The 12781-nt window shown below is 55.4% G+C and carries 9 protein-coding genes; 5 read left to right on the top strand and 4 right to left on the bottom strand.

What is annotated here, in order from left to right; translation table 11 throughout:
- Window positions 1-7: 7 nt before the first annotated feature.
- From xdhC to xdhA, 3 genes are read right to left on the bottom strand one after another with little or no spacing between them, the layout of a single operon-like run.
- On the bottom strand, window positions 8-913 hold the full coding sequence (xdhC, locus tag AB9F27_RS07725; RefSeq protein ID WP_335585615.1) for a xanthine dehydrogenase accessory protein XdhC: 906 nt from the start codon (window positions 911-913) through the stop codon (window positions 8-10).
- Window positions 910-3198: a xanthine dehydrogenase molybdopterin binding subunit gene (gene xdhB, locus AB9F27_RS07720; RefSeq protein WP_335585614.1), complete on the bottom strand. Its 2289-nt coding sequence runs from the start codon at window positions 3196-3198 to the stop codon at window positions 910-912. The genes xdhC and xdhB overlap by 4 nt, the downstream gene beginning before the upstream one ends.
- A complete protein-coding gene (gene xdhA / locus AB9F27_RS07715; protein ID WP_335585613.1) occupies window positions 3195-4568 on the bottom strand; it encodes a xanthine dehydrogenase small subunit in 1374 nt (457 codons plus the stop codon). The genes xdhB and xdhA overlap by 4 nt, the downstream gene beginning before the upstream one ends.
- Window positions 4569-4816: 248 nt before the next feature.
- Between xdhA and dnaE the strand changes: the two genes are divergently transcribed.
- On the top strand, window positions 4817-8293 hold the full coding sequence (dnaE, locus tag AB9F27_RS07710; protein WP_335585612.1) for a DNA polymerase III subunit alpha: 3477 nt from the start codon (window positions 4817-4819) through the stop codon (window positions 8291-8293).
- A 146-nt stretch (window positions 8294-8439) separates the two neighbouring features.
- Window positions 8440-9153, top strand: coding sequence for a hypothetical protein (locus tag AB9F27_RS07705; RefSeq protein WP_335585611.1), 714 nt, complete (start codon window positions 8440-8442; stop codon window positions 9151-9153).
- A 10-nt stretch (window positions 9154-9163) separates the two neighbouring features.
- Here the strand turns inward: AB9F27_RS07705 and AB9F27_RS07700 are convergent, their stop codons facing one another.
- Window positions 9164-9373, bottom strand: a complete 210-nt coding sequence (locus tag AB9F27_RS07700; RefSeq protein WP_335585610.1) for a SlyX family protein — start codon at window positions 9371-9373, stop codon at window positions 9164-9166.
- Between the two features lie 107 nt (window positions 9374-9480).
- On the opposite strand from AB9F27_RS07700, the gene hisS reads away from it, so the two are divergent.
- From hisS to hisG, 3 genes are read left to right on the top strand one after another with little or no spacing between them, the layout of a single operon-like run.
- On the top strand, window positions 9481-10989 hold the full coding sequence (hisS, locus tag AB9F27_RS07695; RefSeq protein ID WP_039004422.1) for a histidine--tRNA ligase: 1509 nt from the start codon (window positions 9481-9483) through the stop codon (window positions 10987-10989).
- Window positions 10973-12079: an ATP phosphoribosyltransferase regulatory subunit gene (locus tag AB9F27_RS07690; protein ID WP_335585609.1), complete on the top strand. Its 1107-nt coding sequence runs from the start codon at window positions 10973-10975 to the stop codon at window positions 12077-12079. The genes hisS and AB9F27_RS07690 overlap by 17 nt, the downstream gene beginning before the upstream one ends.
- Window positions 12076-12774: an ATP phosphoribosyltransferase gene (gene hisG / locus AB9F27_RS07685; RefSeq protein ID WP_335585608.1), complete on the top strand. Its 699-nt coding sequence runs from the start codon at window positions 12076-12078 to the stop codon at window positions 12772-12774. Before AB9F27_RS07690 ends, hisG begins: the two co-directional genes overlap by 4 nt.
- Window positions 12775-12781: the final 7 nt, after the last annotated feature.

Below are 12781 nucleotides of genomic sequence, written 5' to 3'. Positions count from 1 at the left end.
CCCATTGTCATGCCGCCCCTTTTTGTGAATCTGGGACGTGTTTTTTGCTTTGACCATCCAGCAATAGCGCGGCGGCAACCGATACGGCAATGGCCTGTGGATGTTTGCCAGTGCTTGGATCACCTATTGGGCAGGCAATGCCGTTTATTTGTGCAGTTTCAAATCCGAACCTTGAAAGGCGACGCTTGAAGCGGGCCCATTTCGTGGCTGAACCAATCAGGCCGATGTCCCGATGCGGGACCTTTAGGAGGGCGGCGCAGAGGGCGAGATCAATCGCGTGATCATAGGTCATGACCAAGTGGCGTGCGGTCGCAGGGGCGTAGGGCACAAGCGTTGGCAAGTCGGCAGCCATGAGGGGCGCGACATTTGGAATGGGGTTTGGAAAGCGGTTTTGGGTGGTGTCGATCAGGGTGACTGCGAACTGGGGTAAAGGCGCGAGGGTTGCCGCAAGGGCGCGCCCAACGTGGCCTGCGCCCCAAATCCAGACGGGCGTTTTGGACGGGCTGACATCTTCAACCAGCCAGCCTTCGCTTAGGCCCGTTTTTGCGGGCTGTGTTGTGGCGGCTTGGTCGGCGATGGGGCGGGCGAATTGGCGGCCTTGGGGTAGGGTTTCCGTTTTGAAAACCTCGGTCACGAGGGTCACGGAGCCGCCGCAACATTGACCCAGATCGGGGCCAAGGGGAATGCGGCGCACAGTGGGGCGGGGCTGGTGGAGGAGGGCTGCGCGAGCATCGTTGACCGCTTGGAATTCAAGCGCACCGCCACCAATGCTGCCGAGTTGATCGTCTTGCCAAACAAAGACTTCGGCCCCCGCTTCGCGCGGCGCGGAGCCTTTCACATCGACAACAACCACACGGGCAACAGGCCCGTGGGAGTGGCACAGCTGGGTAAGCGTTTCGAGGTCGAAACTCATACTCTTACCCGATTGATCGCGGCCAAAATGCCTTCCGCCGTGGCGGGCGCATTCAGCGACGGATAGGTCGCGCCACAGGCTGCGATGGCATCGGAAAGGGCCATCATAACCGAAATACCGTGCATGAACGGCGGTTCGCCCACGGCCTTGGAGCGCGAGATCGTTTCGATGGGATTGGGTCGATCGAATAAGGCAACATTGAGGATATCTGGACGGTCCGAACAGGCGGGAATTTTATAGGTCGAAGGCGCATGCGTCAGCAAACGGCCTTGGTCGTTCCAAACCAATTCTTCGGTAGTGAGCCAGCCTGCACCTTGCACAAAGCCGCCCTCAATTTGGCCGATATCAATCGCCGGATTGATCGAACTGCCCGCGTCATGCAGGATGTCGGTGCGCAGGATGCGGTTTTCACCAGTCAGACGGTCAACGACAACTTCGGAAACGGCGGCGCCATAGGCGAAATAGTAGAAGGGGCGGCCTTTGCCGGCGATACGGTCCCACTTGATTTCGGGGGTTTTATAAAAGCCCGTGGCCGAGAGGCTGATGCGGTTTTCATAGGCGGATTTTACAACATCACACCAATCGCGGGCAGTACCGTTGTGCCAGACTTTATCCTCACTAAAGGTGACACCAGTGCCATCGGGCGTCAAAAATTCCGCCAAACGGCTGCGCAATTCACGACACGCCGCATAGACGGCCATGCCATTCAGATCGGTGCCCGAGCTTGCGGCGGTGGCCGATGTGTTGGGCACTTTGGCGGTGTCGGTTGCGGTGATACGGATGCGTTTCATGGGGATGCCCAACGCTTGCGCGGCAACTTGGGCGACTTTCTGAAACAGGCCTTGGCCCATTTCTGTGCCACCATGATTGAGCGCAACAGAACCATCCTGATAGATATGCACCAAGGCACCCGCTTGGTTTAGGTGGGTCAGGGTGAAGCTAATGCCGAATTTTACAGGCGTGAGGGCGAGACCCTTTTTGAGGATATCGTTTTGAGCATTCCACGCGTCAACTGCGGCGCGACGGGCCTTGTAGTCGGACGATTCTGCAAGGTCATCGACAAGTTGGTTGATCACACAATCGATGACTTTTTGGCGATAGGGCGTTTCTTGGCCCGTGGGTTTAGCGACTCCATCTTGGGGCGCATCGCGATAAAAGTTCACGCGCCGCACCTCGAGGGGGTCTTTGCCGAGGCTGTAGGCGATGTGGTCGAGCACGCGTTCGATGCCCAAAACCCCTTGTGGTCCGCCAAAGCCGCGATAGGCGGTTGCGGATTGGGTGTTGGTGCGCAGGCGGTGACTCTCAATACGCACATTCGGCAGGAAATAGGCGTTGTCGGCATGGAGCATAGCGCGGTCAGCGACGGGTAAACTGAGGTCTTGGGCCCAGCCACAGCGGCACAGATGCAGGAAATCAACGGCGTCGATTTTGCCGCTATCGGAAAATCCGACGGTATAGGAAATGCGGAAATCGTGACGTTTTCCAGTGATGATCATGTCATCGTCGCGATCATAGCGCATTTTGCAGGGCCGACCAGAACGTTGACCGGCAATGGCACAGGCCACAGCGAGCGCGTTTCCTTGGCTCTCTTTGCCGCCAAACCCGCCACCCATACGCCGAATTTCAACGCGCACACTGTGCATGGGCATGCCGAGAGCTTCGGCAACTTTGTGTTGAATTTCGGTTGGATGTTGGGTGCTGGAATTCACCACCATATCGCCGTTGTCTTGGGGCTGGGCAAGGGCGGCTTGGCCTTCGAGATAGAAATGCTCTTGGCCGCCCATCTCAATGGTTCCGGTCACTCGGTGACGCGCGGACTTGAGGGCATCAAGTGGGTTACCGTTGGTATAAATGCGGGGGCCTTCCTCAAAGCGGCTGTCCGCGTTTAAGGCTTGGTCGATGGTGAGTAGGGCGTCGGTTTGTGCATAGGTGATGTCGGCCAAGCGGGCCGCCTTGCGGGCCAGTAGGTGGGTTTTGGCAACCACGAGGAAAATCGGTTGCCCAACGTAATGTACTTTGCCGATGGCCAGCAAAGGCTCGTCGTGGATGGAGGGCGAGACATCGTTTGTGAACGGGAGATCCCCAGCCACAAGGACGTCTGTGACGCCTTCGGCAGTCCGCACTGCGGTGAGGTCGATGGATGTGATTTTTCCGCAAGCAATCGTGGAAAGGCCGAAGGCAAGGTGGAGGGTTCCAACGGGTGTTGGGATATCGTCCACGTAACGCGCGGCCCCTGTTACGTGCAAGGTTGCGGCGTCGTGGGGAAGGGGGGTGTGGGCGCTCATGCGGTCACCTCGTGTAGATCTACGGCTTGGCCTGAGCCCTCAAGGAAAGCCCGCAGGAGCATGTTTCGCGCGGTTTCCAGACGGTAGGCCGCACTTGCACGGGCATCCGACATTGGGGTGAAATCTTGGGCGAAAGCTTTCATTGCAGTGTCTATCGTGGCGCGGGTCCAAGGCTGGCCGATAAGCGCGGCTTCCACGGAACTCGCCCGCTTGGGGGTGCCTGCCATACCGCCAAAGGCGATGCGTGCTTCGGTGATTGTGGTCCCGTCTTGTATGATGTTGAAGCAGCCCAAAACGGCGGAAATATCCTGATCAAACCGCTTGGACAGCTTGTAGCAGCGAAGGGTGTCTGGCTGTTTGGGGATCGAAATACCGATGACAAATTCACCCTCTTGGCGATCCTGTTTGCCATAGTCGATAAAGAAGTCCTCAAGCGGGATGTTGCGGATTTCATCGCCGCGCCGCAGGTGGAGACTTGCACCAAGTGCGATTAGTGCGGGAGGGCCGTCGCCAATGGGCGAACCATTGGCGATATTGCCGCCGATGGTTGCGGCATTGCGGACCTGCGTTGAGCCATAACGCGCGAGCATGCGGGCGAAAAGTGCAAAATGCGGCCGGATGGTTGTGGCGAAATCGGTGATCGTTACGCCCGCACCAAAGTGGAGGTGGCTGGGGGATTCTTCGCCAACTTGAAGGTCTTTAACTTGACCGAGGAAAGCAATTTTTTCGGGTGTCTTGAGGTGTTTTGTCACCCAAAGACCGATATCCGTTGCACCGCCCACAAGGGTGGCATCGGGATTCTTCAAATACCATTGCGCAAGATCATCGCTGGAGGTGGGTTGCACCCAGTTTGCGCCCGAATGGGTGGTTGTGGGGGCGGGGGGCGTTTCAATCATATGGGGCGGGATGGGCGCGGATTGCGATGCTTCGGCAGCGCGAATGATCGGCGCATAGCCGGTGCAGCGACATAGGTTGCCCGCCAGCGTTTCGTCATGGGTTGTGGTGCCGTTGACATGGGCCGTTGCAAGGGAAACCACAAATCCGGGGGTGCAAAAGCCGCATTGGCTGCCGTGATGCTCGACCATGGCGGATTGAACAGGATGCAAGGCACCGTCGGGGGCGGAAATCCCCTCGACGGTGCGCACGGCTTTACCGTTGAGTTGGGGCATAAAGAGAATGCACGCGTTTTGGGCACGGACACCTTTGTCATCCGTGATCATAACGGAACACGCGCCGCAATCGCCTTCGTTGCAGCCCTCCTTTGTGCCTGTCATTTGTTGCGTTTCGCGCAGCCAATCAAGCAATGTCTGCGTTGCCGCGACCTCTTGTAGCTGCACAGTTTCTCCGTTGAGAAGAAACGTGATACCCATGCGAAAACCCGCCACTTTCTTTACATCATTGGAATTTTTGCACCCCTGCCCGATGTGGCGTAAAACAGAGATGCTCCCAGTATTATTGTAGCAAAGCGTAGTTTAGGGGTGTCTGGCAAGAAATCTTTCACAAACGGGTGAAGAAAGAGCTATCTGTTTTATGCGATAATCCGATTTCTGGTGAGTTTTTTCCTAGGTATGCGCGATTGGACGTTTCCCTTACTGAGGAAGGAGGATAGTTTTGCTGGATGTCAGAACCACAGTTTATTCACCTTCGCCTGCATTCGGAATATTCGCTCCTTGAGGGGGCGGTTCCCGTCAAGAAACTCTCGGGATTTTGCGAGCAAAACAACATGCCTGCGGTGGCGTTGACCGATACAAATTCAATGTTCGCAGCCCTTGAGTTTTCCGTCACCGCGAGCAGTTATGGCATCCAGCCGATTCTGGGGTGCCAGGTGGATATCACCTATGATCCCGCCGCTCCCGGAGAAAAACCGCGCCTGCCTGCTCCTGTGGTCTTGTTGGCGCAAAATGAGGCAGGTTACGAAAACCTGATGCATCTTTCGAGCTGTCTTTATATCGACAGCAATGGCGAAGTACCGCAAGTTTCACTGGATCAACTGGAGCAATATGGCGCTGGGCTGATTTGTTTGACGGGAGGAGCTGAGGGGGCGGTTGGCAAGCTTTTACAAGCATCACAGCGGCCAAAAGCCGAGGCGCTCATGGCGCGTTTGGCCGAGATTTACGACGGTCGTCTCTATGTGGAATTGCAACGCCATCCCGGAGAGGGCGGCCAAACAACAGAGGCCGAACAAGGTACCGAGCGTGGGTTTGTCGAGATGGCCTATGCGCGAAATTTGCCGCTGGTGGCGACCAATGATGTCTATTTTCCTAAATCCGATATGTACGCGGCGCATGATGCGCTTATTTGCATCTCTGAGGGGGCCTATGTTGACCAGCAACAACCCCGCCGCAAGCTAACACCGCAGCATTATTTTAAGTCGCAACAGGAGATGATCACCCTGTTTGCGGACCTTCCCGAGGCGATTGAAAATACCGTTGAAATTGCAAAACGCTGCGCCTTTAAGGCGGCGCTGCGGGATCCGATTTTGCCGAAATTCGCCGACGATGAGGTCGTGGAGTTGCGCCGTCAAGCGAATGAGGGCCTACAGGCACGGCTCGCGATTATCCCCCATGCTGTGAGTTTGGAAGCCTATCAAGAGCGGCTGGATTTTGAGTTGGGCATCATTGAGGGCATGGGGTTCCCTGGCTATTTCCTGATCGTTGCCGACTTCATCCACTGGGCCAAGGAACATGACATTCCGGTGGGGCCGGGTCGTGGGTCTGGTGCGGGGTCGTTGGTGGCTTATGCACTGACGATTACCGACCTTGATCCGCTGCGCTACTCCCTTCTTTTTGAAAGGTTTTTGAACCCAGAGCGGGTCTCGATGCCGGATTTCGATATCGATTTTTGCATGGACCGCCGCGAAGAGGTGATCCGCTATGTGCAACAAAAATATGGCCGCGATAAAGTTGGGCAAATCATCACCTTCGGGGCCCTTCTGAGTAAGGCCGCCATCCGCGATATTGGGCGCGTTTTGCAGATGCCCTATGGGCAGGTCGATCGTCTGTCAAAACTGATCCCCGTGGAGGGGGTTAAACCGGTTTCGATCGCACAGGCCCTTAAGGACGAACCGCGTTTGCGTGAAGAAGCGCGCACCGAAGAAGTCGTTGCGCGATTGTTGGATTATGCCCAGCAAGTCGAGGGCTTGTTGCGCAATGCATCGACCCACGCGGCGGGTGTTGTGATCGGGGATCGCCCTCTTGATCAACTCGTTCCGCTCTATCAAGATCCGCGTTCAGATATGCCCGCGACCCAGTTTAATATGAAATGGGTTGAGCAAGCCGGATTGGTGAAATTCGACTTTTTGGGCCTCAAAACGCTGACGGTCATTCAGTCCGCGCTCAACTTGTTGAAGCTTCGCGGAATTGACGTCGATATCGGCACAATTCCTTTGGACGATGAGCTGACTTACAAGCTTTATGCCAGCGCGAAAACGGTCGCGGTTTTTCAGGTTGAGAGCTCGGGCATGATGGATGCGCTTCGGCGTATGAAGCCCAACTGTATTGAGGATATCGTGGCGCTTGTTGCGCTCTATCGGCCCGGTCCGATGGAAAATATTCCGACCTATTGTGAGGTCAAAAATGGCCTGAAGGAAATTGAATCCGTTCACCCGCTGATTGACCATATTCTTGAGGAAACTCAAGGAATTATCGTCTATCAGGAACAGGTGATGCAGATCGCGCAGGTCATGGCTGGCTACTCGCTTGGGGGCGCGGATTTGCTGCGTCGCGCGATGGGTAAAAAGATCAAAGAGGCGATGGACGCTGAGCGGCCAAAATTCGAAAAAGGCGCGGGCGAGAACGGCGTCGCCAAGAAGAAAGCCAGCGAGGTTTTCGACCTTCTTGAGAAATTCGCGAACTACGGGTTCAACAAATCCCATGCAGCGGCCTATGCGGTTGTGTCCTATCAAACAGCGTGGCTAAAAGCCAATCATCCCGTCGAATTTATGGCCGGTGTGATGAACTGTGATTTGCACCTTACGGACAAGCTTTCGGTCTATGCCGAAGAGGTGCGGCGCGGGTTGGATATCGAAATTATCCCGCCCTGTGTGAACCGTTCGTTGGAGACGTTTACCGTTTACGAGGGTAAAGTTGTCTATGCGCTGGGCGGGTTGAAAAACGTCGGTGCGGATGCGATGGGGCTGATCGTAAAGGCCCGCGAGCCGGGACCAGACGGGGCAGGTGGCAAGCCATTTGCGACGCTCTATGATTTCGCACGTCGGGCCGACATGAAACGCATCGGGAAACGCCCTCTTGAAATGCTTGCACGGGCAGGGGCGTTTGATCAACTTGATCCCAATCGGCGGCGGGTTTTTGAAAGCCTTGATGTGTTGGTGGGCTACTCCGCCGCCATACACGAACAGCGCGCGTCAAATCAGGTTTCGCTCTTTGGCGAGGCGGGCGACGACTTGCCCGAACCGCGCCTTTCAGGAGTCGAAGACTGGAATTCTGACGATCGTTTGTCTGAGGAAAATAAAGCGATTGGCTTTTATCTGTCGGGCCACCCGCTGGATGATTATATGGCACCGCTTAAGCGCAAAGGCGTGATTTCCCTCGATGAAGCGCGGGAGAAAGCCGAGCGAACAGGCGCGGCAATTTGCAAAGTCGGAGTGATTGTTTCGGGTCTCCAGCAACGAAAATCCGGACGCGGCACTCAGTTTTTTCGGATGAATATTTCTGACCCAACAAGCCAGATCTCGGGCATGGCGATGTTTTGCAAAGATTTTGAGGCGACCCGCGCGGTTTTGGAGAAAACATCCCGCGTTGTGATGACCATTGAGGCGAAATTCGAGGACGGTCAGTTTGATCCCATCGCCCGCAGCGTGACGCCCATCGACGGGGTCGTCGCGGAGGCTGGCTCCAAGGGTTTGAAAGTGTTTATCGAAACCGTGGAAGCGGCAACTTCGGTTGCGTCGGTTTTGGAGCGCGCGCTTGATGATAAAGCCAATCGCAATCGCGGGCCGATCTCTTTTTGCTTGCTCGATCCGAGCCTTCCAGGGGAGGTTGAGATGGAGTTGGGCAAAGAATATCCGGTAAGCCCGCAGATCAAAAGTGCGCTCAAATCGCTGGGCGGTGTGGTGACTGTGGAAGAGTTTACATAGGCAAACTTCGGGGTCCCTGAAGGCGTTTAATTGCCGAGTTTTAAACGTGGTTATTGCTTTGTGAACCAAAATTCACGTAAAAACACCGTGAATTGAGGGCAAAGAAGGCTGGGGAAACCAGCTCCGCGCCTCTTTTGGGGGATAGAATGACGTTAAAAATGCTCGCGAAACCATGCGTTTGCGCAATGATCATCTTCTTGGCTGGCTGTCAGGCGACGACAACGCCGGTGCAAGAATCAGACGCGCCAGACCAAGAGATCACAACAATCAGCCAACTTGAAGGAGCGCCAAGCGGCGCGAAAACCTCCCTAGTTGCCGATCCAAATGAACAGAGCTTCTTTTCGCGCCTATCTGGAAATAAAGCCAATGATGCGGAGGCCACAATTGCAACGGGGCCAGCGCCGCTGGGCGTGGCTGTCAAAGCATGCGGGATTTCTAAAAGGGCGATGGGAACGAAAATCGAAGGGTATCCGGCAAAGGGCTCGAAACTTTTCCTCTATGATTCTAATCCCTCAACCAAAGCCCCACATGATTTTTACATCACAGGTTTTTCAGACAACTGCCCACGGAAATTTACCGCTGCTGTGGCGATGTTTGGCGACCTACAATTGCATGAAATTATGCGCTATGAAGTGAAAGGGAAATCGGTCCCCTATTCGGATACTGACATTGCCTATGAAGTCATCAAGGGGCAGAAATGTAACGTCGGAAAGGGCGTGGCCTGTGGCGAGAAGAAAATGAATACGCTCGCGAAATCAACTGCTTTGGTTACACTTTATGGAGCGTTTGGTGGTGTTGGAGAATGGGCTGAAGTTTTGCTTCACAATGGTAAAATCCGTGCGAGCACCTTGGTGAAATAACGCTAGATTTCTACCAATGAGGTGGGCGTTGGTCCGTAAGAACCGCGCCGCCGCCCCCTTGAGATTCTCGTTCCGCTTCGCGTTGCAGGAGCATTTGCACACGGTGCTTCAGAAGGCCGTTTTCGGTATCCATACGCGCAACAATATCGGACAGGTCCTCGACCGCGCGGGTCAAATGGGCCATCTCTTCTTCGATTTGCGTGATACGTTTTTCGCTCATAGGCCTGCCATATCACCACAGATCGCTGAATTCTAGAGCCTTTACCTTGCTCCCAAGCGCGTCGCGCGATAAAGCCCAAAGCGTAAACATTGCGATGAGGGCAAGACATGGCCAAGCAGAAAAAACAACCGCGTCCCAAGGCGATTACTCCCAAGGGATTCCGCGATTATTTTGGTGCCGAAGTGACGGCGCGCAAACAGATGCTCGATCAGATTGCCGAAGTGTATCATCGTTACGGATTTGATGCTCTTGAGACTGCTGCCGTTGAGACAGTTGAGGCTTTGGGTAAATTCCTTCCTGATGTTGAGCGCCCGAATGCGGGGGTTTTTGCGTGGGAAGAAGAGGACTCAGGATGGGTGGCGCTGCGCTATGATATGACCGCCCCCTTGGCACGGGTTTTCGCGCAGCACCGCAATGATTTGCCCACGCCGTATCGCCGCTATGCGATGGGGCCAGTTTGGCGCAATGAGAAGCCAGGACCCGGGCGTTTTCGGCAGTTTTATCAGTGCGATGCGGATACTGTTGGCACCGCGAGTGTTGCTGCTGACGCCGAGATTTGCGCGATGTTGTCGGACACGCTTGAGCAGGTCGGAATCGAGCGCGGGGATTATATTGTGCGGGTGAATAACCGTAAGGTTTTGAACGGTGTGATGGAAGTGGCAGGCGTTCTTGACCCGTCTGATCCGGAGAAATTTGAAGCCGAACGCGGGATTGTTTTGCGGGCGATTGATAAGTTGGATCGTCTAGGCGAAACGGGCGTGCGCGCACTTCTTGGCGCGGGCCGTAAAGACGCGAGTGGCGACTTCACCGATGGCGCTGGACTGACAGAGGCGCAGGCGGATGTGGTTATGGGCTTCATGGCGGCCAAGCGCGAAACAGGCGCCTTAACCGTGGCGCGTTTGCGCGAATTGGTCGCGGGGTCGGCCGTTGGTGCTGAAGGTGTCGACGAACTTGAAACGATTGCGGAATTGCTCGCCGCACAGGGCTATGCGAGTGATCGCATTGAGATTGATCCTGCTGTTGTACGTGGATTGGGCTACTATACTGGGCCCGTTTATGAGGCCGAATTGACTTTTGAAGTGCTCGACGAAAAGGGCAATAAGCGCCAGTTTGGCTCCGTCGCAGGCGGAGGTCGTTACGACGATCTTGTGAAGAGATTTACAGGTCAAGAGGTTCCAGCAACGGGAGTTTCGATTGGCGTCGACCGCCTGTTGGCGGCTTTGACGGCCAAGGGACGTGTCGATACCCGCACTGCAGGACCGGTTGTTGTGACCGTGATGGATAAGGCCCGCATGGCCGATTACCAAACAATGGTCGCGGAATTGCGCCAAGCGGGCATTCGCGCCGAAGTCTATTTGGGCAATCCGAAAAACTTTGGCAACCAGTTGAAATATGCGGATAATCGCCATTCCCCGATTGCGATTATTCAGGGAGGCGACGAGGCCGTGGCCGGCGTTGTTCAGATCAAAGACCTCATTTTGGGTGCGAAAATTGCCGAGAATGCGACGCTTGAGGAATGGAAATCCCGCCCGAGCCAAATCGAAGTGCCACGCGACGAATTGGTCGCACAAGTGCAAGCCATGTTAAAGGGGCAGAGCGATGACTCAGAAACCTGAAGTCCGCGACGAAGCCGCCCGTCTTCAGGCGTTTTTTATCGCCGCTGGTGCGCAGGTCGTTGATACCGATATCCTGCAACCCGCCGAAACGCTTTTGGACCTCTATGGTGAGGACATTCGCGCACGCGCTTATGTGACCAACGACCCCTTGCGCGGCGAGCAAATGTTGCGTCCTGATTTCACGGTGCCCGTTGTGCAAATGCATATGAAAAGTGGCGCATCCCCTGCGCGCTATGCCTATGCGGGCGAAGTTTTTCGTCGGCAAGAAGAAGATACTGCACGAGCGAATGAGTATTTTCAAGTTGGCTACGAGTTGTTTGATGGTGCTGATTCAGCGGCCTCCGATGCCGAAGTCTTTGCGTTGTTCCAAGAGGTGCTTTCGCCTTTGGGCCTGCGCGCTGCGACGGGCGATATTGGGATTCTTATGGCGGCGGTCAAAGGGTTGGGAACAACCGAGCGACGCCGCGCGGCCTTGCTGCGCCACATATGGCGTCCTCATCGTTTTCGTGCCCTTCTGGACCGTTTTGGCGGACGTAAACCCGCGCCCGCGAGCCGTCTAAAGATGCTTAAGAAGTTACGCACACTGTCGGCCGAACAGATGATCGAGAATGCAGGAACTTTTGTCGGCCAACGAAGCGCCGCCGAGATCGCAGCACGCCTAAGATATCTGGACGAGGACGCGAAATCTCCCGCGATTTCCGCAGGAGAAGTCGAGATTCTGGAAGAAATTTTGAAGCTGAGGGAAACGGCGCCAAATGTTGTCGAAGCTTTGCATGATATCGCGATTGACTTGCCGTCTATTGGGCCCGCTGTCGAGCAACTGTCCAAACGACTGGACGCGATGTCTGCGCTTGGTGTCGACGTGGATAGTCTCGATTTTGAAACGTCTTATGGGCGCAGCACGATGGAATATTACGATGGATTCGTTTTTGGGTTCTATGTGTCGGGCCGCCCAGATTTACCCCCTGTCGCTACGGGGGGGCGTTATGATGCGTTGACCCGTGTTTTGGGGCAGGGAGCGTCGATTCCCGCGGTTGGAGGCGTCATCAGACCAGGCCTCACTTGGGGCTTAAGGGAGGGCACGGTATGACGATCAAAATTGGTGTCCCCTCCAAAGGGCGGTTGATGGAAAAAACCTTCGACTGGTTTGGCGCGCGGGGAATTTCGCTTCGCCGCACAGGGTCGGAGCGAGAATACGCAGGGGCCATTGACGGTGTGGAAGGCGTTGAACTGGTGCTGATGTCGGCGGGTGAAATTCCGCGCGAATTGGCCGCTGGGCGCATACATCTCGGGGTGACGGGCACAGACCTCATTCGCGAAAAACTGGCCGTCTGGGAAAACCAAGTGGCGGAACTTGCCTTGATGGGTTTTGGACATGCCGACCTTGTTATCGCCGTACCAATCTGTTGGGTCGATGTGGAAACGCTGGACGATCTTGACGCGGTGGCGGCACAGTTTCGCTCCACACACGGAATGCGGCTGAGAATCGCGACAAAGTATCACCGTTTGGTACGAGATTTTCTGCGGGATCATGGGGTGGCCGACTATCAACTCGAGGACAGTCAAGGCGCGACCGAGGGCACGGTAAAGCACGAAACCGCGGAAATGATTGCCGATATTACCTCCACTGGGGATACATTGCGCGCCAACCACCTCAAGGTTTTGGTAGATGGTGTCGTGCATAAATCGCAGGCCACACTGCTGCGCTCCCGCAATGCGGATTGGGGCAATGATGGTCGTAAAATTTTGCGGGACTTGCTCGATAAGCTCGAAATATCGGATTAATTCTGGC

It is taken from the genome of Falsihalocynthiibacter sp. CO-5D18, from assembly GCF_041205445.1.
Lineage (GTDB): Bacteria > Pseudomonadota > Alphaproteobacteria > Rhodobacterales > Rhodobacteraceae > Falsihalocynthiibacter > Falsihalocynthiibacter arcticus.
This window is presented reverse-complemented; position numbering and strand designations above follow the sequence as displayed.

Coding starts and splice junctions, on each gene's coding strand:
- hisG (WP_335585608.1), top strand. CDS start 12,076: ATGACGATCAAAATTGGTGTCCCCTCCAAAGGGCGGTTGATGGAAAAA.
- xdhB (WP_335585614.1), bottom strand. CDS start 3,198: ATGAGCGCCCACACCCCCCTTCCCCACGACGCCGCAACCTTGCACGTA.
- AB9F27_RS07700 (WP_335585610.1), bottom strand. CDS start 9,373: ATGAGCGAAAAACGTATCACGCAAATCGAAGAAGAGATGGCCCATTTG.
- xdhC (WP_335585615.1), bottom strand. CDS start 913: ATGAGTTTCGACCTCGAAACGCTTACCCAGCTGTGCCACTCCCACGGG.
- AB9F27_RS07705 (WP_335585611.1), top strand. CDS start 8,440: ATGACGTTAAAAATGCTCGCGAAACCATGCGTTTGCGCAATGATCATC.
- dnaE (WP_335585612.1), top strand. CDS start 4,817: ATGTCAGAACCACAGTTTATTCACCTTCGCCTGCATTCGGAATATTCG.
- xdhA (WP_335585613.1), bottom strand. CDS start 4,568: ATGGGTATCACGTTTCTTCTCAACGGAGAAACTGTGCAGCTACAAGAG.
- hisS (WP_039004422.1), top strand. CDS start 9,481: ATGGCCAAGCAGAAAAAACAACCGCGTCCCAAGGCGATTACTCCCAAG.
- AB9F27_RS07690 (WP_335585609.1), top strand. CDS start 10,973: ATGACTCAGAAACCTGAAGTCCGCGACGAAGCCGCCCGTCTTCAGGCG.